Raw genomic sequence first — 21,689 nt, 5'->3', positions numbered from 1 at the left:
GTGCCGGAGCGCATCGTCGTCGTCGGCGCCGGACCCGTCGGCATCCGCTTCGCCGAGGAGCTCCTTCCGCTCGTGAACTCCGGGCGGGCGACCGTGACCGTCCTGGGCGCCGAGACGGCCGATCCGTACAACCGCGTGCTCCTCGCCGAGCTCGCCGTCGGCGAGGCCACCGCCGCCGAGCTCACCCTCACCACGGGCGCCGCGCTGGCGGGGATCGACCTGCGTCTCGGCGCCCGCGTCGAACGCATCGACCGCGACGCGCGACTCGTCGTCCTCGCCGACGGCACCGTGTGCGGGTACGACCGGCTCGTCCTCGCGACGGGTGCGCGGCCGATCGTCCCCTCCCTCGACGGTCTGGAGACGCGCGGCCCCGACGACACCGGTCTCGACACCCGGCTCACCGGGGGTGTCTGCGTGCTGCGCGACCTGAGCGACGCCGCCCAGGTTCGGGCCGTCGTCGAGCGCGGGGGGCGCGTCGTCGTGCTCGGGGCGGGGGTGCTCGGGATCGAGCTCGCGATGCTGCTCGCCGACGCCGGCGCCGTGCCGTCTGTCGCGCACTTCGGCCCCATCCCGATGCCCCGCCAGCTCGACCGCGGCTCGGCGAGCATCCTCTCGGCCGCTCTGGGTGCGGCCGGGGTCGTCCTCGTGCCGCACACGCGCGCCGCCGGTGTGATCGGTGTGGAGGGCGCCGACGGCATCCGGCGCTTCTCGGCGCTCGTGAGCTCCGATGGCAAGCGCATCCACGGCGACCTGCTGGTGCTCTCGTGCGGAGTCCGCGCGCGCACCGAGCTGGCCGAGGCCGCAGGCCTGCGCGTCGACGCCGGAGTGCTCGTCGACCACGAGCTGCGTTCCTGGTCGGACCCGCGCATCCACGCCATCGGCGACTGCGCCCACGTGGCCGATCCTGTCGTCCACCGCCACGAGCGTCGGGTACCAGGGGGTCCCGCCGGCCTCGTCGGGCCGGGGTGGCGGCAGGCGAGCTGGCTCGCGGCGTCGATCGCCGCGGAGCTCGGCGACCACCGTGACACCGCGGTGCCCGCACCCCTCGCCGACGAGCAGCCGGGAGTCGTGGTGCTGAAGGGCGAACTGGTCGACATCGCCTCGGCCGGAGACGTCTCGGCCGACCCGTTCGCGCCCCTCCCGGCGGGCGAGTCGGCGCCGGGGATCGCCGTGTGGGCCGACCCCGAGCACGGCACGTACGTCAAGATGGCCACGCGCGACGGCATCCTCACCGGGTTCGTGGCGGTCGGGATGCCGCGCGCCGCCGCCGAGTTGAGCGTGCTGTACCTGCGCGGCGGCGAGCTCCCCGCCGATCGGTCGCTCCTGCTGAGACTCGACGATCCGGATGCCGACGCCCTCGCGCCCGCCGGCCGCGACGCCACGGTGTGCATCTGCAACGCCGTGACGGTCGAGGGGATCGAGACGGCGATCGACAGCGGCTGCGGATCGGTCGCGGCGATCGGGCAGAGCACCAGGGCGGGCACGGGATGCGGCGGATGCCGGGCGCGCATCGCCGAGATGCTGCATGCGCACGCCGGAGCCACCGCATGACCGACACGCACTGCCCCTACTGCGCACTCCAGTGCGCGATGACGCTGACGCCGAGCGACGCCGCGACGGCACCGGTGTCGGTCTCCGGTCGGGAGTTCCCCACCAACCGCGGTGGACTCTGCAAGAAGGGCTGGACCTCGGCCGAGCTGCTCTCCGATGCGGGGCGCCTGACCACGCCGCTCGTACGCGGAGGCGACGGCGAGCTGCGTCCCGTCGAGTGGCACGTCGCTCTCGACGTCATCGCGGCGACGCTGCGCCGCATCGCCGACGAGAGCGGCGCGGACGCGATCGGCGTCTTCGGCGGCGGCGGGCTCACGAACGAGAAGGCGTACCAGCTGGGCAAGTTCGCCCGCATCGCCCTGCGCACCTCACGGATCGACTACAACGGCCGCTTCTGCATGTCCTCCGCCGCGGCGGCCGCCAATCGCGCGTTCGGCATCGACCGGGGACTCCCCTTTCCGCTCACCGACCTCGACACGGCCGACACCATCCTGCTGCTCGGGTCGAACGTCGGCGACACCATGCCCCCGTTCGTGTCGCACCTGCAGGGCGCGCGGGCGCGGGGTGGCCTCATCGTCGTCGACCCGCGTCGCAGCTCCACCGCCCGTCTGTGCGCCGACGGCGCCGGCATGCACGTGCAGCCCGTGCCCGGCACGGACCTCGTGCTGCTGCTCGCCCTGATCCATGTCGTGCTGGCCGAGGAGCTCTACGACGCGGGATACGTGCACCAGCGCACCACCGGCGTCGACGATCTGCGCCGTTCCGTGTCGCCGTGGTGGCCCGAGCGCGCCGAGACCGTCACCGGAGTGCCTGCTCGGAGCATCCGGGAGCTCGCCCGCACGCTGGCGCGCTCCGACTCGACGTACATCCTCACCGGCCGGGGCGTGGAGCAGCACGTCGACGGCACCGACACCGCGACCGCCGCGATCAACCTGTCGCTCCTGCTGGGCCTCCCCGGAACGCCGGGATGCGGCTACGGCACCCTCACGGGCCAGGGCAACGGGCAGGGCGGCCGGGAGCACGGGCAGAAAGCCGATCAGCTCCCCGGCTATCGCAAGATCACGGATCCCGTCGCCCGCGCACACGTCGCCGCGGTGTGGGGCGTCGAGCCAGACGACATCCCGGGTCCCGGCGTGCCTGCCGTGGAGCTGCTGCAGGGTGCCGGACTCTCGGGCGGCGTGCGTGCGCTGCTCGTGCACGGGTCCAACGTCGTGGTGTCCTCGCCGAGCGTCGCGAGCGTGCGCGAGGCTCTCGGGCGGCTCGACCTCCTCGTCGTATCGGACTTCTTCCTCTCCGACACCGCGCGGATGGCCGACGTCGTCCTCCCCGTCCTGCAGTGGGCAGAAGAGGAGGGCACGATGACCAATCTGGAAGGGCGCGTGCTCCGGCGGCGCCGCGCCCTCGCACCGCCGCCGGGGGCCCGCAGCGAGCTGTGGATCATGGCCGAGCTCGCCCGCCGCCTCGAGGCGCCCGGCGTGTGGAGTCTCGAGCCGGCCGAGGTCTTCGACGAACTGGCTCGGGCCTCCGCCGGCGGGCTCGCCGATTACTCGGGGCTCAGCCACGCGCTGCTCGACCTGGGCATCGAGGCGCACTGGCCGTTCCCCACGGGCAGTGTCGGCACGCCCCGGTTGTTCGCCGATCGGTTCGCGCACGCCGACGGGCTCGCACGGCTCGTCGCCGTCCGCGCTCGTCCTCACGACCCGGCGGAGCGGGACGCACTCGTGCTCATCACCGGCCGCCTGCTCGAGCACTATCAGAGCGGCACGCAGACCAGACGCATCCCGGAGCTCACCGAGAGGCGACCGACCCTTGTGGCACAGCTGCATCCGTCGACGGCGCGCCGCCACGGCATCGGCGAGGGCGACGGCATCCGGCTCGCGAACTCCCGCGGCGCGGTTCAGGCTCGTGCCGAGCTGACGAGCGACATCAGACCGGACACCGTGTTCCTGCCGTTCCACTATCCCGATGCGGCGAGCGCGAACCTGCTCACCAGCGACCGGGTCGACCCGCACTCGGCCATGCCCGAGTTCAAGCGGGCGCTCGTGCAGGTCAGCGCGATCGGTACCCCAGAGCCTCAGGCCTCCGGCTCGCCGGAGAGGATGCCGCGGAGCCAGTCGCGCGCCTCGACGAACACGTCGTCGGCGTAGCGATCCGGGTACTGCACGATCTGACGGTCGGCGCGCGGGTACGAACCGAGGAAGACCACGCGCGGGCTGAACCGGCGGATGCCGAGCAGCGCGTCGGCCATGCGCTCGTGCGAGATGTGCCCGTCGGCGTCGATGACGAAGCGGTATCGTCCGAGCTCGTCGCCGATGGGCCGCGACTCGATGAGCGACAGGTTGATGCCGCGGGTCGAGAACTGCTCGAGCATCTCCAGCAGCGAACCCGGGTGGTCGTGGGGCAGCTCGACGATGAGCGAGGTCTTGTCGGCGCCGGTGGGTGCGGGGGCGGTGGTGGTCCGTGTGACGAGCACGAAGCGGGTCACGGCCTGGGCGTTGTCGCCGATGCCCTCCGCGAGCACGTCGACGTCGAGGTGCTTCACGATGCCGGGCGCGGCGATCGCGGCCTGTGCGGGCAGCGATCCGTCGAGCACCCCGATGGCCGACGCGACGTTGCTCGCCGCCGGTACATGCGAGTGCGACGGAACGTTCGCGCCGAGCCAGCCGTGACACTGCGCATAGGCGACGGGATGCGCGGCGATCACCTGCACGTCCGCCAGCGTCGTCCCGCGCGGCGCGACGAGCACGAAGTTCACCGGCACGAGGTACTCGCCGATGATGCGGAGCCCGGGAAGCGTCGCAAGGGCGTCCTGCGTCGTGGAGACCCCGCCCTCGATCGAGTTCTCGATCGCGATCATCGCGGCGTAGCTGCGACCCTCGAGCACGTCGGCGAGCGCCTCGCCGACGTTGTGCACGGCCCGCCACTCCTGCCCCCGCGCCTCGGCGACCTGGTCGAGCGCCGCCTCCGTGAACGTTCCGGCGGGGCCCAGATAGCTGTAGGTGCGGCGTTCAGTCACGCGTTTCACCTTAGCCCTCGGCGCGAGACTCGCTTTCGAATCGCGCAAATGGCTGCTTCCGGAGCGGAAACGCGACCAGGTGCGCGATTCGAAAACCGAGAGGTGGTCGCACCGGGTCGACGGGCGTGTCAACGGGGATGCACTCCGGCCGAGTTGAGGGCAGACTGTCTGCATGACGAGCCGTGCCGGCCTCCCTGCGGAGGACACTGACCTGATCGACGTCGACGAGCTGATCGCCGCCTACTACGACCGGAGGCCGAACCCCGACGTCGCGGCCGAGCGGGTCGTCTTCGGCACGAGTGGGCACCGCGGCTCCTCCCTGTCGAACAGCTTCAACGAGAACCACATCCTCGCCACGACCCAGGCGATCGTCGACTACCGCACGGCGCAGGGCATCACCGGCCCGCTGTTCCTCGGCCGCGACACGCACGCCCTGTCGCTGCCGGCCGAACGCAGCGCCATCGAGGTCCTCGTCGCGAACGGCATCGACGTGCGGGTCGACGCCCGCGATTCCTGGGTGCCGACGCCCGCACTCAGCCACGCGATCCTCACGTTCAACCGCGAACTCGCATCGGATGCCGCCGGTCGCGCCGATGGCATCGTCGTCACCCCTTCGCACAACCCGCCGCGCGACGGCGGGTTCAAGTACAACCCTCCGCACGGCGGCCCCGCCGACACCGACGCGACCGGATGGATCGCCGACCGGGCGAACGAGCTCATCGCGAACGGTCTCGAGGGCGTGAAGCGCGAGCGCTTCGCCGACATCGACTGGGATGCCCTGCCGAGCTACGACTTCCGCGACGCCTACGTGCGCGACCTGTCGTCGATCATCGACGTCGACGCGATCCGCCGCGCCGGGGTCCGCATCGGCGCCGACCCGCTCGGCGGCGCGTCCGTCGACTACTGGGCGCTCATCAAGGAGGTCCACGACCTCGACCTCACCGTGGTCAACCCCGAGGTGGACCCCACGTGGCGCTTCATGACGCTCGACTGGGACGAGAAGATCCGCATGGATCCGTCCTCGCCCTCGGCCATGGCGTCGCTCGTCGCCAAGAAGGGCGACTTCGACGTGCTCACCGGGAACGACGCGGATGCCGACCGCCACGGCATCGTGACCCCCGATGCCGGGCTCATGAACCCCAACCACTACCTCGCGGTGGCGATCGACTACCTGTTCTCGCACCGCGCCGAGTGGCCCCGCGACGCCGCGGTCGGCAAGACGCTCGTGTCGTCGATGATCATCGACCGCGTCGCGGAGTCGCTGGGCCGCCGTCTGCTCGAGGTGCCGGTCGGCTTCAAGTGGTTCGTCCCCGGCCTGCTCGACGGCACCGTCGCGTTCGGCGGCGAGGAGTCGGCCGGCGCGTCGTTCCTCCGCAAGGACGGCAGCGTGTGGTCGACCGACAAGGACGGCATCCTGCTCTGCCTGCTCGCGGCCGAGATCATCGCCGTGACAGGCAAGTCGCCGTCGGAGCGCTACCGCGAGCTCGAAGAGGCCTTCGGCTCGTCGGCGTACCAGCGGGTCGACGCCCCGGCCACCCCCGAACAGAAGGCGACGCTCGGCAGGCTCGCACCGGATGCCGTCGCCGCCACGACCCTCGCGGGTGAGGAGATCACCGCGAAGCTCTCGCACGCGCCCGGCAACGGCGCCGCGATCGGCGGACTCAAGGTGCAGACCGAGCACGCCTGGTTCGCCGCCCGCCCGTCGGGCACGGAGGACGTCTACAAGCTGTACGCCGAGAGCCTGCGCGGCCCTGAGCACCTCGCCGAGGTACAGGAGGAGGCCAGGGCGGTCGTGTCGGCCGCCCTGGAGGGCTGAGTCACCGCGTTTCGTCTCGCTCCGCTCGCTCAACGACCTCTCGGGGCATTCCTCGACGGGTCGTTGAGCGAGGAGCGCAGCGACGAGACGAAACGCGGCACCCGACGCACGACGCCGCTCAGCGAGAGCGGGCGAGAGCCGCGCCGGCCTCGCGCAGCCAGCGCGCGGGATCGGCGAGCGCGGCATCCGACGATCCGGCGAGCTCGGTGAGGGAGGCGGATGCCGTGAACAGCGACGTGTCGGAGTCGTCCGTGATGCGTCCCGCCGCGAGCATCGGCGCCGCTCCCGCGGGTGCTGCGAGTCCGGCGATGAACGAGGGCACCTTCCCGTCGCCGGACTGACCGTCGTACGAACCCTCCCCTGTGACGACCACGTCGGCGGAGCGGATGGCGGCCTCGACACCGACCAGGTGCGCGACCTCGGCGGCTCCGGGCACGAGGACGGCGCCCCAGGCGACGAGTGCGGCGCCCGTCCCGCCTGCAGCGCCCGCCCCCGGCAGTGCGGGGTCGAGGCCGAGCAGTTCCGCGAGACGCGCGAGCGCGGCATCCACCCGGTCGATGTCCGCGGGCAGCAGCCCCTTCTGCGGACCGAACACGGCCGCCGCGCCGCGCGGTCCGATGAGCGGGTTGGTCACGTCGGTGAGCACGCGTACGTCCGGGGCGGAGCGCAGTGCGCCGAGATCGACCGAGGCGAGATCGAGGAGTCCGCGGGCTCCCCGGGCGACGGGTGCGCCGGCCGCATCGAGGAACCGCGCACCCAGTGCGGTCAGCATCCCGATCCCGCCGTCCGTGGATGCGCTGGAACCGATGCCGACGACGACGCGCGAGACACCGTGGTCGAGAGCCGCGGCGATCGCCTGACCGAAGCCGCTCGTGTCGGCGTCCCACGGACGCAGCTCGTCGAGCAGTTCGATGCCCGAGGTCGACGCGAGGTCGATGACGGCGGTGCCGCGCGGCGCGCCGTCCTCGGGCGGCAGCAGCAGCCACGCGGAGTCGACGGGCGATCCGGCTGGGCCGTCGACTGTGACGGGCATGCCTAACGCCCCCGGGATGGCCGCCGCGAAGGCGGCAACGGTCCCCTCCCCTCCGTCGGCCATGGGCCGGTGCACGAAGTCGGCGTCCGGCTCGACGGTCGCCCATCCCTCGGCGAGCGCCGCCGCGGCATCCGCCGCCGTGATCGTCCCCTTGAAGCTGTCGGGCGCCAGCACCACGCGCGTCATGCGGCCACCCCCGGCGTGCTCGACCGCTCGACGACCTCGAGCGGCAGGGGCGTCTGTCGCCAGTCGTCGTCGACCGTCGCGCGGAAGGCCTGATAGCCGATCTCGCTCAGCGGCACCCGCACGGTGGTGAGCGCGGGAGAGACGTCCGTCGCCGACGGCACGTCGTCGAAGCCGCACACCGCGATGTCGGCCCCCACGTCGCGTCCGGCCGCGCGGATCGCCGACATCGCCCCGATCGCGATCACGTCGCTCATGCCGAACACGAGGGTGCCCGGTTCGACGCCGTCGGTCAGCGCAGCGGCCATCGCCTCGGCTCCCGACTCACGGCGGAAGTCGCCGCGGAGCACACGGTCGACCGTGCCGCCCGCCTGCTCGAAGCCGCTCGTGAAGCCGGCGACGCGCTCGTCCGACGTGAGCACGCCGGGTGCCGCACCGACCACGATCGCCGAACGGTAGCCGAGCGCGCCCATGCGCCGACCGAGGTCCTCGGCGCCCGATCGGTTGTCGATCTCGACGAGGCGGTTGTCGCCGACGCGGGCCCCGAACGTCACGACCCGGCTGCCGAAGCGGCCGAACCCGTCGAGTTCGGCCTCGGTCGCCGAGAAGTCCTCGCCGGTCGACCGCGAGGCTGCGATGATGAGTCCCTGCGGCCGCTGGCCGCGCAGCGCGCGCACGATCCGCGCCTCCCGCGCCGGATCGCGCTCGGTCACCGAGATCGTGACGACGAGGCCGTGCTCGTCGGCTCCGCGCGCGACGCCGGCGGCGATGAGCCCGAAGTACGGGTCGGCGATGTCGGCGACGAGCAGCGCGATGACCGGCGACGTCCCTCGGACGGTGGCCTGTGCCGAGAGGTTGGCGGTGTAGCCGAGGGCGGTCGCGGCCTGCTCGACGCGCTCGCGGAACGACTCGGCGACCTTCCGCTCCGAGCCGTTGAGCACGCGGGATGCCGTGGCGAGCGAGACCCCGGCCTCACGCGCCACGTCGTGAAGCGTCGGCGCGGCGCCTCGCGACGTGCGCGGCTGGCGCACGCGGGAAGGGCTTTCCGGCAGGGTCATGCCCCGAGCCTAGTGGTCGGGATGGCCGCGGCGTCCGGCCCATCCGGCTGGCGTTTCCCCGGATGACGGGCCGGGCGACGGCATCCGATCAGCCATCCGGGATCCGGCCAGCCATCCGCCCCCGGCCCGCCCGGACCGGGCCTACCCGGCCCCGCCCCCGCCCCGGTCACGGCAGGTGCGGCGACACCGCGGCCCCGAACGACTCCGCCGTGCGCCGCACGACGCGCGCGGGGTCGTCGGCCCACACGTCGGCGTGGAAGATCTCGACCTCGATGTCGCGGTCATAACCGGTGTCGACGACCGCGCGCGTGAGCGATCCGAAATCGATGACTCCCTCACCGGGATAGTGCCGCGACAGCAGCACGTCGGCCGGCAGCGGCGTCTTCCAGTCGCACACCTGATAGGTCGCGATGCGACCCTCGCGTCCGGCGCGAGCGATCTGCTCGAGCACCTGCGGGTCCCACCAGATGTGGAACGTGTCGACGGCGGCCCCGACGACGTGCGGCTCGAAGTCGGCGGCGAGGTCGAGCGCCTGCCCCAGCGTCGACACGACCGCACGGTCGGACGCGTACATCGGATGCAGCGGCTCGATCGCCAGCGTGACGCCCGCCGCCTCGACATCCGGCGCCAGCGCTCCGAGCGCGTCGCGGACGCGTTCCCGTGCCCCGATGAGGTCGCGCGAGCCTTCCGGCAGGCCGCCCGCCACCAACACAAGCACGGCCGTCGACCCGTCGGCGCCCGCCGCGGCGAGCGTCGCCGTCTCCTCGATCGCGCGACGGTTGTCGTCGAGGGCCGCAACCCGCTCCGGTCCATCAGGGAGAGTGAAGAACCCGCCGCGGCAGTGCGTCGTGAAGCGCAGCCCGGAGTCGGCGAGCATGCGCGCGGCGACGTCGAGGCCGACGTCGTTCACGGGCTCGCGCCAGAGGCCGATGGCCTGGATGCCGGCATCCGCCGTCACGCGCAGCGCCGTCGCGAGATCGGCGTGCTTGATGGTCGCCTGGTTGATGCTGAGGCGCGGATCGACGCTCATGCGCGATCCTTCCCGAGGTCGACGCCGTTCAGGCGCAGCATCCCGTGCCAGCGCTCCCGCGCGAGCTCCGGGTCCTCCAGGGCGAGCGAGGCGTTGGCGAGCTCGACGATGCGGCTGAGGTGCGGGAGGCTGCGCGCGGAGTGCAGGCCGCCGACCATCTGGAACGCCGGCTGGTGTCCGTTGAGCCAGGCGAGGAACGCGACGCCGGTCTTGTAGTAGAACGTCGGCGCGGCGAACACCTGGCGGCTGAGCTCCTCGGTCGGGCCGAGGATGTCGAGGTAGCGCTGCGGGTCTCCGGCGTCGAGCGCCTGGATCGCGGCCGACGCGACCGGGGTGATCGCGGCGAACGCGCCGAGCAGGGCGTCGGAGTATCCGCGGTCGCCACCGCCGATGAGGCCGACGTAGTTGAAGTCGTCGCCCGTGAACATCCGCACGCCCTCCGGCAGGCGCTCGCGCACCGAGATCTCGGATTCGGCGTTAAGAAGGCTCATCTTCACCCCCGCGACCTTGTCGGGGTGCTCGCCGATGATGTCGAGCAGCACTGAGGATGCCGTCTGCCAGTCGCTCGCGCCGAAGTAGCCGTCGAGCTCCGGGTCGAAGGCCGGACCGAGCCAGTGCAGTACGACCGGAACGGTCGCGCTCCTCAGCACCTCGCGGTACACGCGGCGGTAGTCGTCGGCATCCGTGGCCGCGCGTGCGACATGACGGGAGGCCATCAGCACCGGGCCCGCCCCCTGCTCCTCGGTGAAGTGCAGCTGCTCCTTGTACGCGTCGATCACCCGGTCGAGGGGGATGCGCTGCTCGTCGACGTGGTCGGTGTTGACCCCGACGACGACGGACGCCCCCTCCTCGCGGGCGACCTCGGCGCTGCGGGCGATGAGCTCGCGCACCGCGGCCGGGTCGAGACCCATGTTGCGCTGTGCGGTGTCCATGGCGTCGGCGACGCCGAGCCCCCACGAGTAGACGTTGCGGCGGAACGCGAGCGTCGCGTCCCAGTCGATGTCGGCCGGGCGGCCCGGCGTGTTGTCGGCGTGCACCTTCGGCACGACGTGGGCCGCGGCGTAGGCGACGCGGCTCCGCAATGGAGCGGTGGGTCGTGCGTAGCCCGCGCCGTCCTGCAGCGGGGCGTCGGAGAGCGAGCCGTCCGGCGCGAGCAGTCGGAGCGCGCTCATCGCAGCGTCAGCGGCTCGAGCGGCACCTTGCGCCCCTCGGCGGAGGAGGTGAGGCCGGCCTCGGCGAACTGCACGCCGCGCGCGCCGGAGAGCAGGTCGAACGGGTACGTCGTGCCCTCGACGTACGAGATCAGGTACTCCTGCCACTGCTGACGGAATCCGTTGAGGAACACGTCGTTGGTCGGCACCTGCTGCCAGTCGGCGTCGTAGTCGTGGCCGTCTTCGAGGTCGGGATTCCACACCGGCTTGGGCGTGGCGTTGCGGGGCTGGATCTTCGCGCCGAACAGCCCGACGACGGCGGATCCGTGCGTGCCGTCGACCTGGAACTCCACGAGCTCATCGCGGTTCACGCGCACGGTCCAGCTGGAGTTAATCTCGGCGATGATGCCGCCCTCGATCTCGAAGATGCCGTACGCCGCGTCTTCGGCGGTCGCGGTGTAGTGCTCGCCCTTCTCGTCCCAGCGATCGGAGATGTGCACGGCCGCCTGCGCGTACACGCTCGTGACCTCGCCGAAAAGGTTCTCGAGCACGTAGTTCCAGTGCGGGAACATGTCGACGATGATGCCGCCGCCGTCTTCGGTGCGGTAGTTCCAGCTCGGACGCTGGGCGGGCTGCCAGTCGCCCTCGAACACCCAGTACCCGAACTCGCCGCGCACCGAGAGGATGCGGCCGAAGAAGCCCGAGTCGATCAGTCGCTTGAGCTTCTGCAGACCGGGCAGGTAGAGCTTGTCGTGCACGACGCCGGTCTTCACTCCGGCCTCGTCGGCGAGACGAGCGAGCTCGATGGCCTCGTCGAGCGATTCGGCGGTGGGCTTCTCGGTGTAGATCGCCTTGCCGGCGGCGATCGCCTTGCGCAGCGCCGACGCCCTGGCCTTGGTCACGAGGAAGTCGGCGTAGATCTCCCACTGCGGGTCGGCGAGGGCGGCATCGAGATCGGTCGTGTAGTCGTCGATGCCGTGCTTCGCCGCGAGCTCGGCGAGCTTCGCCTCGCTGCGGCCGACGAGGAGCGGTCTGACCGTGATGCGGGATCCGTCGGGCAGCTCGATGCCGCCCCCGTCGCGGATCGCGAGGATCGACCGCACGAGGTGCTGCCGGTAGCCCATACGCCCCGAGACGCCGTTCATGATGATCCCGATCTCGCGGGTCGTCGGCTGTGCCATCAGTGATTCCGTTCCTGTCGATGCCGTCGCGACCTCGATCGCGGTGGGTAAACGCTTTCCGCGATCATGACATGGTGCCGGGGAGTTACGCAAGCGCTTTCGTTCGCGGTGGTACCGAGCCGATCGGGCGGCTGCTGTCGGCCGCGCGAAAGGGGTCAGCGCGCGCTCGACCGCTCGACGAGCATCGTCGGCACGACGGACGCCCGCTCCACCGCCTCGCCCTCGATGTCGCCGACGAGCAGCGCGACGGCGCGATGCGCGAGCGCCGAGAAGTCCTGGCGAATCGTCGTGAGCGGCGGGCGGTAGTTCGCGGCATCCGGTACGTCGTCGAAGCCGATCACCGCCACGTCATCCGGAACGCGGCGTCCGGAGTCGGCCAGCGCACGGAGCAGGCCGAGCGCCATCTGATCGTTGGCGCAGAAGACCGCGGATGCTGCGGCGAGCGCGTCGGCCGCTGCGTGGCCGCTCTCGGGCGACCAGTCCCCGCGCACCGTCTCGGGGATCTCGGCGCCGGCCGCGAGCAGCGCCTCGCGCCAGCCGCGCTCCCGTTCGGACGCCGCGAAGGAGTCGGCAGGCCCCGCGAGGTGATGCACGGTGCGGTGCCCGAGCCCCAGCAGGTGCGCCGTCGCCGCGGCCGCTCCCCCGGCGTGATCGCTGTGCACGACGACGAGGTCGGACTCCTCCGGCGCGTCGACCACGACGAGATGGAGTCCGCTCGGCCGCTGGGCGGGCAGGAGAGCCGAGGCCTCGTTGAGCACGATCGCGCCGTCGACTCCCTGATCGGCGAGCCGCTCGAACGCCTCGCCCACCCCTCCCGCGGCAGCGGTCACGAGGGTCAGGGCGTAGCCGCGCTCGGCGGCCGCCTCTGCGGTGGCCTGCAGCATGCGCGAGTTGCCGACCGTGGCCAGCGTGGTGACGACCAGGCCGATGGTCTGCGAGCGACCCGTGCGCAGAGCCCGCGCCGCGCGGTGCGGTCGATACCCGAGCTCGGCCATGGCCCGCTCCACGCGCTCGCGCGTGGCCGGGTCGACGCGGGGGCTCTCGTTGACCACGCGCGAGACCGTCTGGCCGGAGACTCCTGCGCGCGCGGCCACCGCCGCCATCGACACGCGTCCCATCCGGCCCCTCTTTCGCCGCCCAATCAGCCATGTTGACGTTACCACGGCTGCCCGTCTACCATGTTCACGTGAACACGACCCCCGTCGCCGACCTGCGCGCCGAGCCTCTGACCTCCGGCGTCGTGAAGCGCTCCACGACCCTCTCCGACGGTCGAGAGCTCATCTACTTCGACGATCCCGATACCGAGCTGGGCCCGGAGCGCGCAGTCGACGCGCGCGCGCTCGATGCCCGCGGCGACACGGCGACGATGCGCCTCGACGTGCTGACGGGCGACTGGATCACGGTCGCGGCCAACCGGCAGAACCGCGTGATGATGCCCGGCGCCGACGCCGACCCTCTGGCGCCCCAGACGCCGACCAACCCCTCCGAGGTGCCGTCGCGCTACGACGTCGCGGTCTTCGAGAACCGCTCGCCGGCGTTCGGCCCCGCCCTCGCCGAGGCCGTCGGCGCCGCGCCCGCCGCGAGCAACCCGCCGCGCGGACTCGACGACCTCGATGCGCTCGGCCTCGGCCGCACCCGCACCTCGGTCGGTCGATGCGAGGTCGTGTGCTTCAGCCCCGAGCACACCGGCTCGTTCGGGACGCAGACCGTCACGCGAGCCCGCACCGTCATCGAGGCCTGGGCCGACCGCACCGCCGCGCTGTCGGCGCTGCCCGGCGTCGAGCAGGTGTTTCCGTTCGAGAACCGGGGCGAGGCGATCGGGGTGACGCTGCCGCACCCGCACGGCCAGATCTACGCGTACCCGTACGTGACCCCGCGCACGACCCGTCTGCTCGAGAGCGTCGACCGCACGGCCCCCGATCTCTTCGACCGCATCCTCGCCTTCGAGCAGGAGTCCGAGCGCGTCGTGCTGCGCGGTGAGCACTGGACCGCGTTCGTCCCGTTCGCCGCGCGGTGGCCGCTCGAGGTGCACCTCGTGCCGCACGAGCACGTGCCCGACTTCGCCGCCACGACGCCCGAGCAGCGCGACGAACTCGCGCCGATGTACCTGCGGCTCCTCCGCGGCGTCGACGCGCTCTACGACTCGCCCACCCCGTACATCGCGGCCTGGCATCAGGCACCGGTCCACATCGGACGTGAGTCCGTGCGTCTGCACCTGCAGCTGACGAGCCCGCGCCGGGCGGCCGACAAGCTCAAGTTCCTTGCCGGCTCCGAAGCGGCGATGTGGGCGTGGGCCGCCGAGGTGACGCCCGAGCAGGGCGCCGCGCGGCTGCGTGCGGCGATCGAGAGCATCGAGGAGGTGTCCGCGTGAGCGCTGCAGCGAACACCGCCCCCGAAACCATCCTCCGCGCGACCTCCCTGCTGGCCGACCTGACCGGGTCTGCACCGGAGGGGATCTGGTCGGCGCCCGGCCGCGTCAACCTCATCGGCGAGCACACCGACTACAACGACGGGTTCGTGCTGCCCTTCGCGATCCCCCACCGCACGGCGGCGGCGGTCGCGCGGCGGGACGACGACCGCATCCGCGTCGCATCCACGTTCGCCGATGAACCGGTCGAGGTCGCGCTCGACGAACTCGGCACGCTCTTCCCCACCCCGACCGGATCGTCGCCGCGCGTCCCGGAGTGGGCCGCGTACCCGCTCGGCGTCGCCTGGGCGCTGCGCGAAGCGGGTGCCGACGGGTTCGGCGTCGACATCGCTCTCGCCTCCGACGTGCCCGTCGGCGCCGGTCTGTCGTCGTCGGCCGCGATCGAGGGCGCCACGGCGTCGGCGCTGAACGAGCTGTGGGATGCCGGACTCGACCGCACGGCCCTCGCCCGCATCGGCCGCCGCGCCGAGAACGAGGCCGTCGGCGCACCCACCGGCATCATGGACCAGATGGCCTCGATGCTCGGCGAGCCCGATGCCGCGATCTTCCTCGACTGCCGCTCGCTCGACGCGGTGCCGGTTCCCGTGGGCGTGGTCGACGCCGGACTCGCCATCCTCGTCATCGACACGCGCGTCTCGCACTCGCACGCCACGGGCGGCTACCGCGAGCGCCGGGCGTCGTGCGAGAGGGGCGCCGAGCTCATGGGCGTTCCCAGTCTGCGCGACGTCTCGGTGGACGACCTGCCGCGAGCGGCCGAGATCATGGACGACGTCACGTTCCGTCGCGTGCGCCACATCGTGACCGAGAACCAGCGGGTCCTCGACACCGTCCGCACGCTCAGGGAGCGGGGAGCCCGCGCGATCGGCGATCTGCTCGTCGCCTCGCACGCGTCGATGCGCGACGACTTCGAGATCTCGGTTCCCGAGCTCGACACCGCGGTGGAGTCCGCCCTCGCGGCGGGGGCCATCGGCGCGCGGATGACGGGCGGCGGATTCGGCGGAGCGGCGATCGCGCTGATCGAGGCCGACGCCGAGGCGAGAGTGTCGGATGCCGTGCGCGCCGCGTTCGCGGCATCCGGTTTCGCGGAGCCGACCGTGTTCACGGTCGTGCCCTCCGCCGGGGCCGGACGCGATGCCTGACGGTTTCGAATAGCGCGAATTGCAGTCCGCGGCCCCTCAGAACTGCAATTCACGCGATTCGAAAGCGCCTGCGAAGATAGGTCGGGCCGCGTCGAGCGCGGCAGGAGAGGAAGACATGTCCTGGATCGTCACCGGCGGAGCCGGCTACATCGGCGCCCACGTCGTCCGTGCACTCGCGGATGCCGGGCTCTCACCCGTCGTCATCGACGACCTCTCCAGCGGCGTGACCTCGTTCGTTCCCGAGGGGGTTCCGTTCGTGCGCGGATCGATCCTCGACCGCGAGCTCGTCGAGCGCGCTCTTCGCGAGCACGGCGCCGAGGGGGTCATCCACGTCGCGGGCTTCAAGTACGCCGGCGTCTCGGTGCAGCGGCCGCTGCACACCTACGCGCAGAACGTCGAGGGCACCCGGGTGATCCTCGAGGCGATGGAGGCGGCGGGCGTGCGCAACATCGTGTTCTCCTCGTCGGCCGCGGTGTTCGGCACCCCCGACGTGCCGCTCGTCGTCGAGAGCACCGAGAAGAAGCCGGCCAGCCCCTACGGCGAGTCCAAGCTCATCGGCGAGTGGCTGCTGCGCGACCAGGCGGTCGCGACCGCCGACTCGGATGCGCCGCTGCGGCACACCTCGCTGCGCTACTTCAACGTCGTCGGATCGGCCGACCCGACCGTGTACGACGTGAGCCCGCACAACCTCTTCCCCATCGTGTTCGAGAAGCTCATCGCGGGTGAGACCCCGCGCATCAACGGCGACGACTACGACACTCCCGACGGCACGAACGTGCGCGACTACGTGCACGTCGGAGACATCGCCGCAGCGCACGTCGCCGCCGCCCAGCGGCTCGCCTCGGGAGAGCCGATCGAACCGGCGTACAACCTCGGATCCGGTGACGGCCTCAGCGTGAAGCAGATCATGGATGCCGTCGCCCGCGTGACCGGCATCGACTTCACCCCGGAGATCGGCCCGCGCCGCGCCGGCGACCCCGACCGCATCGTCGCCACCGGAGAGCTCGCCGCCCGCGACCTCGACTGGACCATGCGCTACTCGGTCGACGACATGGTGCGCACGGGCTGGGAGGCACGCCGCCGCGCGAGCTGACCGCCCCGCACCCCGACCCACCCCCCTGGGCCCGAGCCACCCCGTTGCGCAGGCGTCAGAGCGGGGTGGGTCGGTGAGACAGGGGTGGGTCGGGGCACGAGCTGACGGCGCGAGCCGCGCGGTCAGAGGTCGCGCGCACGGATGGGGTAGAACCAGAAGCACAGCCACGCGAGCGCGGTGAACACCAGCGGCACGACGGCGACCATGATGCGGATGCCGCCGTCGACCGTGTCCGGCTGCGCATCGCCGAGCGACGCGTCGAAGCCCGACGAGGTGAGCACAGCCGCCGCGACCACCGCCTGGAGCACGACCGAACCGCGCACGACGAAGCCGTTCACACCGAAGTACGCCCCCTCCCGGCGGTGGCCGGTGCGCACGGCATCCTCGTCGATGATCTGCGACAGCACGACCTCGAGCAGCTGGAGCAGACCGCCCACGCCGACGCCCACGGCGACGCCGATCAGCGCGGCGGCGAGGACGCTCGTCGGCAGCAGGTAGCCGAGCACGGCGACGCCGAACACGGCGACGCTCCACAGCAGGGCGGTGCGCGGCGAGGTGCGGCGCACGACAGCGCTCCACAGCACGATCGACGGGATGGCCGTGACGAAGATCGCGCCGAGCAGCAGAGTCCCGTCGCCCTCGGCCGCGCCCAGCGAGTACCGCACGTAGAAGGGGATGGCGGCGAGGATGACGGCGATCGACGTCTGCACGAACAGCGAGCCGAGCACGTAGGGCACGAAGGCGCGGTTCGCGAACGTGTAGCGCAGCTGGTCGACCCACCGCATGGCCTCCGAGGCGGTCTCCGGTACGCGCCGCTCGACCATGCCGCCGGCGAACGACCACACCAGCAGTGCCAGGCACACGGTCGACAGGACGATCGCCATGCCCGGCCACCCGATCCAGCCGTAGAGCGCGGGCGCCCCGGCGGTGCCGAGCACCATGCCGAGGATCGCGAAGATCTGCCGGGGCACGTTCCCCCGCGCGCGCTCCTCGGTCGTGCGGAAGATCTCCGGGAACAGCGCCGAGATGTTCAGCACCACGACCACGAACGCGATGTCGTAGACCGCGACGACGACGAGGAACCACGCGATGAGCCCCGGTACGGGCAGCGCCGGCGGCATCCAGACGAGAGCGAACGCGACGACGAGCGGCACGATGCCGAGCCCGATCCACGGGATGCGCCGACCCCACGGAGTGCGGAGGCGGTCGGAGAGCGCCCCGACCAGCGGGTTCAGCAGCGCGTTGAGCACACCGTGCGCGATCATCGCGGCGGCGACCCACTCGGGCGGCACTCCGAGCTGTGTCACGTAGAAGTACACGACGAACGCCGAGAACGTCTGCGTCATCAACTGGGTCGGGAAGCCGGACGCGCCGAACGCGATCGTCTGCACCCTCGTCGGGGCGGCGTCGAGACGGCGGTCGCGCAGTCGGGTCGTCAGCGAAGTCATGCTCGTCCCTTCCGCTGCAGCTCGCGCAGGGCGCGCCAGCCGATCCGCACGAGCCCCTCGTCGGCGATCACCTGATGCACCGCGGGGTCCGACAGCAGCCGCAGCTCGTGTCCGCGCTTCTCCGCGGCGAAGTCGACGGCGGACCGCAGCTCGACGTCGTCGACCATCGGATGCAGGTAGATCTCGGTCACGCCCGCCGGGACGGCGCGCAGCAGGGCGAGGAAACCATCGCGCATCTGCTCGTACGTCTCTCCGGGGGCCTGCTCGAACGGGTGCGTCCACAGCCGATCGATGATCTCGACGCCACGCGCATCGGCGGCCGCGGCCGTCTCGGCGAGCTTCGCCCGCAGCGCTGCATCGTCGTCGGACCCGGTCATCTCCCGCGGCAGCCGGAAGGGCAGCCCGTGCCGTGCGGCGATGTCGAAGACAGCGCCGAGGAAGTCGCGCCCCGTGAGCAGTCCGTAGACCGATCCCATGTGGTTGTCGAGATGCGTGACGTCGACCCCGGCATCCAGGGCGGCCTGCACCTGGGCCGCGAGCTCGGCGGCGACATCGGCCTCGGCGGCATGCTGCTCGACGGCCAGCACATCCGCCGGGAAGAACCCGGCGTCGTCGACGAGCGTCGTGCCGGTTCCCGTGAGGGGACGCCAGCGGTACCGCGTCCACTCGCTCGTCAGCACGAGATGCACGCCCACGTCGAGATCACGACGGGATGCCGCGAACGCCAGCGCCTCCGGTGCCCATGCGCACGGCACCATCACGGTGGCCGAGTCGATCGCGCCGTCGCCGAGCAACCGCATGATCGCGGTGTTCGCGGCGTGGCACATGCCGAAGTCGTCGGCGTTGAGGATGACAGCCCTGGCTCCCGGCTCGAGGCCCAGGCGGTCGGCGAGGTCGGAGCTCATCTCCCCGCCCTGTCGGCCGACGGGACGAGACGCGAGAAGACCGTGGCGCGGAGCGCGGCGGCCGACTCCTGCACGGCGCCGACGAGCGGCGCCTCCGGGCCGAACGACGAGACGATGAAGCGCATCGGCAGCTGGGCCGCGAACTCGTCGGCGACCCGGGCGACGGCGTCGACGAGCACGGGATGCGCCGCGGTGCCGCCGAGGATGAACGCCTCGGGGTCGAGGATCAGCGCGACGCTGCCCGCGGCGATCGTGAGGCGGCGGCCCATCTCGGCGGCCATCGCGATCGCGGCCGCGTCACCCGCGGCTGCGGCATCGAGGTGCTGATCGATCGTCTCCTCTGGGTCGCGGCCGTGCACGAGAGCGAGGTCACGCACGACGGCGTCGCCGAGCACGGGAGCGCCGATCGGGAGCGGGGTCTGCGGCAGGTACATCACCTCTCCCGCGACGCCCGAGAAACCTCGGTGCAGCCGCCCGTCGATGACGATGCCGCCGCCGAGACCGCCGTCGAGCAGCAGCAGGGCGAAGCTCGCGAGCTCGGCGCCGCGGCCGTCACTGAGCTCGGCGAGCGCGGCGAGGTTCACGTCGTTCTCCACCCGCACGGGGCAGCCGAGCCTGGCCGAGAGCGCCGAGCGGAATGCCCCGCCGTCGGGCCCCTGGTCGTCGCGGATCCCCCCGTCGGCCGTCACGATGCCCGGCACCCCGACGACCGCCACGTGCAGCGGACCGCTGACCGACGCCAGGCAGGCGTCGATCAGCTCGGCGATGTGCTCGACGCGGTCGCCCTTGAGCGGGAAGGGGGCGTGGTTCTCGACGCGCACGGCGCCCGTCGCGTCGACGAGCGCGATGTGTGCGGCGACGGTGTCGACGTGCACGGCGGCCGCGAACCCGAGGGCCGGATGCAGTGCGACACGGCCCGCGGCGGGCCCGCGCGTCTCCCGGTCGACGCCGGCCGGGGCGACGGCATCCGTGCCCTCCAGCATCCGGAGCACCTGGGTCACGGCGGTGCGCGAGAGTCCCGTCTCGGTCATGAGCTCCGCCCGGGTCAGCGGTCCGCGGCGGGCGAGCGATTCGAGGATGGCGCGCCCGTTGAGGGTGCGCAGCAGAGTCTGCGGACCGGCGAGCGGTCGTGCCATGAGGATCCCCCCGGAGTCGACGTGCGACCCAGCATAGACACATCGCGTCTCACCGGTCGAGCGGTCATTCCAGTGCTGTCATCACATGCTTCAGGCGCGTGTAGTCGTCGAAGCCGTACTGCGAGAGATCCTTGCCGTAGCCCGAGTGCTTGAAGCCGCCGTGCGGCATGTCGGACACGAACGGGATGTGGGTGTTGATCCACACGCAACCGAAGTCGAGGTCGCGCGAGAACCGCATCGCCCGCGTGTGATCGCGCGTCCACACCGAGGAGGCCAGCGCGTACGGCACGTCGTTGGCCATCGTCAGCGCCTCCTCCTCCGTGTCGAAGGCCTGCACCGTGAGCACCGGGCCGAAGATCTCGCTCTGCACGGCCTCGTCGTCCTGGTGCAGGCCTGTCACGATCGTCGCCTCGTAGAAGTAGCCGCGGTCGCCCTGGCGGCGCCCGCCCGTGGCGATCGTCGCGTGCGCGGGAAGGCGGTCGACGACGCCCGACACCTGCGCGAGCTGCGCGGCGCTGCTGAGCGGCCCGTAGAGCACGCCGTCCTCGTGCGGACCGCCCGTGCGGGCGTCCGTCCTCGCCTTCTCCACCAGCGCCGCGACGAACTCGTCGTGCACAGAGGAGTGCACGAGCACGCGGGTGGCGGCCGTGCAGTCCTGCCCGGCGTTGAAGAACGCGCCGGTGACGATGCCCGAGGCCGCCCTGTCGAGGTCGGCGTCGGGGAACACGATCGCCGGCGCCTTGCCGCCGAGTTCGAGGTGCACGCGCTTGACGTCGGCGGCGGCCGAGCGGGCCACCGCCATTCCCGCCCGCACCGACCCGGTGATCGCGACCATCTGCGGCGTCGAATGCTCGACGAGCGCCACCCCGGTGTCGCGGTCGCCGAGCACGACGTTCAGAGTGCCGGCGGGCGTGTGCACGGCCACGATCTCGGCGAGCAGCAGCGTGGTGAGCGGGGTCGACTCGGCGGGCTTCAGCACCACGGTGTTGCCGGCGGCGAGCGCCGGTGCGATCTTCCAGACAGCCATGTTGAGCGGGTAGTTCCAGGGCGTGACCTGTCCGATGACGCCGATCGGCTCGCGGCGCACGAACGAGGTGTGGCCGGCGAGGTACTCGGCGGCGGCGCGACCTTCGAGGCTGCGGGCGGCGCCGGCGAAGAACCGCAGCTGGTCGATGGACTGCAGGATCTCGTCGGCGACGAGGCTGGCCCGCGGCTTGCCCGTGTCCTTCGACTCCAGGTCGGCGAACTCCTCGGCGCGGGCCTGCATCTCGTCGGCGATGCGGAACAGTGCCAGCTGCCGGTCGGCCGGGGTCGTGTCGCGCCAGACGGGGAACGCGGCGGCGGCCGCGGTGTACGCGGCGTCGACGTCAGACGCGTCCGACACGGGCAGCTCGCCGTACGTCTCCTCCGTCGCCGGGTCGATCAGCGGCATCCGCCCTGCTCCGTTCACGGGAACGCGTCGACCGCCGATGAAGTTCTGCAGGGGTTCTGTCGCCATGCCCGCCATGCTAGCGAGCGAAT

Annotated in this window: 17 protein-coding genes; 6 read left to right on the top strand and 11 right to left on the bottom strand. The window is 72.0% G+C overall.

The genetic code is table 11. The features are described from left to right. Positions 1 to 1,551 (top strand): FAD-dependent oxidoreductase, encoded by a 1,551-nt coding sequence (locus RAC81_RS12920; protein WP_375082733.1) that lies wholly within the window; start codon positions 1 to 3, stop codon positions 1,549 to 1,551. After that, positions 1,548 to 3,698, top strand: a complete 2,151-nt coding sequence (locus RAC81_RS12915; protein WP_375082732.1) for a molybdopterin oxidoreductase family protein — start codon at positions 1,548 to 1,550, stop codon at positions 3,696 to 3,698. The genes RAC81_RS12920 and RAC81_RS12915 overlap by 4 nt, the downstream gene beginning before the upstream one ends. On the opposite strand, the gene pheA is transcribed toward RAC81_RS12915, so the two are convergent. Then, positions 3,626 to 4,576 carry a prephenate dehydratase gene (gene pheA, locus RAC81_RS12910; protein ID WP_375082731.1) on the bottom strand — a complete coding sequence of 317 codons (951 nt, stop codon included), beginning with the start codon at positions 4,574 to 4,576 and terminating at the stop codon, positions 3,626 to 3,628. The two genes, RAC81_RS12915 and pheA, sit on opposite strands and share 73 nt — an antisense overlap. A gap of 163 nt (positions 4,577 to 4,739) precedes the next feature. Here pheA and pgm point away from each other — a divergent pair, with 163 nt between their 5' ends. Further along, the gene (gene pgm / locus RAC81_RS12905; protein WP_375082730.1) at positions 4,740 to 6,383 is read left to right on the top strand and encodes a phosphoglucomutase (alpha-D-glucose-1,6-bisphosphate-dependent); all 1,644 of its coding nucleotides are present in this window, start codon (positions 4,740 to 4,742) and stop codon (positions 6,381 to 6,383) included. Positions 6,384 to 6,501: 118 nt separating this feature from the next. On the opposite strand, the gene RAC81_RS12900 is transcribed toward pgm, so the two are convergent. From RAC81_RS12900 to RAC81_RS12875, 6 genes are all read right to left on the bottom strand, one after another. Beyond that, on the bottom strand, positions 6,502 to 7,602 hold the full coding sequence (locus RAC81_RS12900) for a glycerate kinase (RefSeq protein ID WP_375082729.1): 1,101 nt from the start codon (positions 7,600 to 7,602) through the stop codon (positions 6,502 to 6,504). Further along, complete coding sequence (locus RAC81_RS12895; protein WP_375082728.1) at positions 7,599 to 8,657, bottom strand: LacI family DNA-binding transcriptional regulator; 1,059 nt, start codon at positions 8,655 to 8,657, stop codon at positions 7,599 to 7,601. The genes RAC81_RS12900 and RAC81_RS12895 overlap by 4 nt, the downstream gene beginning before the upstream one ends. Before the next feature lie 166 nt (positions 8,658 to 8,823). After that, positions 8,824 to 9,687, bottom strand: a complete 864-nt coding sequence (locus RAC81_RS12890; protein ID WP_375082727.1) for a sugar phosphate isomerase/epimerase family protein — start codon at positions 9,685 to 9,687, stop codon at positions 8,824 to 8,826. Next, positions 9,684 to 10,859: a dihydrodipicolinate synthase family protein gene (locus tag RAC81_RS12885; RefSeq protein ID WP_375082726.1), complete on the bottom strand. Its 1,176-nt coding sequence runs from the start codon at positions 10,857 to 10,859 to the stop codon at positions 9,684 to 9,686. Before RAC81_RS12885 ends, RAC81_RS12890 begins: the two co-directional genes overlap by 4 nt. Then, positions 10,856 to 12,019, bottom strand: a complete 1,164-nt coding sequence (locus RAC81_RS12880; RefSeq protein WP_375082725.1) for a Gfo/Idh/MocA family protein — start codon at positions 12,017 to 12,019, stop codon at positions 10,856 to 10,858. Before RAC81_RS12880 ends, RAC81_RS12885 begins: the two co-directional genes overlap by 4 nt. A 155-nt stretch (positions 12,020 to 12,174) precedes the next feature. Continuing rightward, the gene (locus RAC81_RS12875; RefSeq protein ID WP_375082724.1) at positions 12,175 to 13,137 is read right to left on the bottom strand and encodes a LacI family DNA-binding transcriptional regulator; all 963 of its coding nucleotides are present in this window, start codon (positions 13,135 to 13,137) and stop codon (positions 12,175 to 12,177) included. Between the two features lie 68 nt (positions 13,138 to 13,205). Here RAC81_RS12875 and galT point away from each other — a divergent pair, with 68 nt between their 5' ends. The 3 genes from galT to galE all read left to right on the top strand — a co-directional run bounded on the left by galT (position 13,206) and on the right by galE (position 16,679). Beyond that, complete coding sequence (galT, locus tag RAC81_RS12870; RefSeq protein ID WP_375082723.1) at positions 13,206 to 14,390, top strand: galactose-1-phosphate uridylyltransferase; 1,185 nt, start codon at positions 13,206 to 13,208, stop codon at positions 14,388 to 14,390. Beyond that, positions 14,387 to 15,586: a galactokinase gene (gene galK, locus RAC81_RS12865; RefSeq protein WP_375082722.1), complete on the top strand. Its 1,200-nt coding sequence runs from the start codon at positions 14,387 to 14,389 to the stop codon at positions 15,584 to 15,586. The genes galT and galK overlap by 4 nt, the downstream gene beginning before the upstream one ends. Before the next feature lie 115 nt (positions 15,587 to 15,701). Further along, positions 15,702 to 16,679, top strand: coding sequence for a UDP-glucose 4-epimerase GalE (galE, locus tag RAC81_RS12860; RefSeq protein WP_375082721.1), 978 nt, complete (start codon positions 15,702 to 15,704; stop codon positions 16,677 to 16,679). Positions 16,680 to 16,801: 122 nt separating this feature from the next. Here galE and RAC81_RS12855 read toward each other — a convergent pair whose 3' ends face one another. The 4 genes from RAC81_RS12855 to RAC81_RS12840 all read right to left on the bottom strand — a co-directional run bounded on the left by RAC81_RS12855 (position 16,802) and on the right by RAC81_RS12840 (position 21,666). After that, entirely contained in the window at positions 16,802 to 18,127 is a 1,326-nt protein-coding gene (locus RAC81_RS12855) for an MFS transporter (RefSeq protein ID WP_375082720.1), read from the bottom strand. After that, positions 18,124 to 19,032: a polysaccharide deacetylase family protein gene (locus RAC81_RS12850; protein ID WP_375082719.1), complete on the bottom strand. Its 909-nt coding sequence runs from the start codon at positions 19,030 to 19,032 to the stop codon at positions 18,124 to 18,126. Before RAC81_RS12850 ends, RAC81_RS12855 begins: the two co-directional genes overlap by 4 nt. Then, positions 19,029 to 20,168 carry an ROK family transcriptional regulator gene (locus tag RAC81_RS12845; protein WP_375082718.1) on the bottom strand — a complete coding sequence of 380 codons (1,140 nt, stop codon included), beginning with the start codon at positions 20,166 to 20,168 and terminating at the stop codon, positions 19,029 to 19,031. The genes RAC81_RS12850 and RAC81_RS12845 overlap by 4 nt, the downstream gene beginning before the upstream one ends. Before the next feature lie 64 nt (positions 20,169 to 20,232). Beyond that, on the bottom strand, positions 20,233 to 21,666 hold the full coding sequence (locus RAC81_RS12840; RefSeq protein ID WP_375082717.1) for a gamma-aminobutyraldehyde dehydrogenase: 1,434 nt from the start codon (positions 21,664 to 21,666) through the stop codon (positions 20,233 to 20,235). Between the last annotated feature and the right edge of the window lie 23 nt (positions 21,667 to 21,689).

This window comes from Microbacterium sp. CR_7, assembly GCF_041954755.1.
GTDB lineage: Bacteria > Actinomycetota > Actinomycetes > Actinomycetales > Microbacteriaceae > Microbacterium.
The sequence above is the reverse complement of the archived record's forward strand: the minus strand, read 5'-3'. Positions and strand labels throughout refer to the sequence as shown.

What these genes read in the sequence shown, in the direction of transcription:
- RAC81_RS12915 (WP_375082732.1), top strand. Translation starts at nt 1,548, where the DNA reads ATGACCGACACGCACTGCCCCTACTGCGCACTCCAGTGCGCGATGACG.
- pgm (WP_375082730.1), top strand. Translation starts at nt 4,740, where the DNA reads ATGACGAGCCGTGCCGGCCTCCCTGCGGAGGACACTGACCTGATCGAC.
- RAC81_RS12900 (WP_375082729.1), bottom strand. Translation starts at nt 7,602, where the DNA reads ATGACGCGCGTGGTGCTGGCGCCCGACAGCTTCAAGGGGACGATCACG.
- RAC81_RS12895 (WP_375082728.1), bottom strand. Translation starts at nt 8,657, where the DNA reads ATGACCCTGCCGGAAAGCCCTTCCCGCGTGCGCCAGCCGCGCACGTCG.
- RAC81_RS12890 (WP_375082727.1), bottom strand. Translation starts at nt 9,687, where the DNA reads ATGAGCGTCGATCCGCGCCTCAGCATCAACCAGGCGACCATCAAGCAC.
- RAC81_RS12885 (WP_375082726.1), bottom strand. Translation starts at nt 10,859, where the DNA reads ATGAGCGCGCTCCGACTGCTCGCGCCGGACGGCTCGCTCTCCGACGCC.
- RAC81_RS12880 (WP_375082725.1), bottom strand. Translation starts at nt 12,019, where the DNA reads ATGGCACAGCCGACGACCCGCGAGATCGGGATCATCATGAACGGCGTC.
- RAC81_RS12875 (WP_375082724.1), bottom strand. Translation starts at nt 13,137, where the DNA reads ATGGGACGCGTGTCGATGGCGGCGGTGGCCGCGCGCGCAGGAGTCTCC.
- galE (WP_375082721.1), top strand. Translation starts at nt 15,702, where the DNA reads ATGTCCTGGATCGTCACCGGCGGAGCCGGCTACATCGGCGCCCACGTC.
- RAC81_RS12855 (WP_375082720.1), bottom strand. Translation starts at nt 18,127, where the DNA reads ATGACTTCGCTGACGACCCGACTGCGCGACCGCCGTCTCGACGCCGCC.
- RAC81_RS12850 (WP_375082719.1), bottom strand. Translation starts at nt 19,032, where the DNA reads ATGAGCTCCGACCTCGCCGACCGCCTGGGCCTCGAGCCGGGAGCCAGG.
- RAC81_RS12845 (WP_375082718.1), bottom strand. Translation starts at nt 20,168, where the DNA reads ATGGCACGACCGCTCGCCGGTCCGCAGACTCTGCTGCGCACCCTCAAC.
- RAC81_RS12840 (WP_375082717.1), bottom strand. Translation starts at nt 21,666, where the DNA reads ATGGCGACAGAACCCCTGCAGAACTTCATCGGCGGTCGACGCGTTCCC.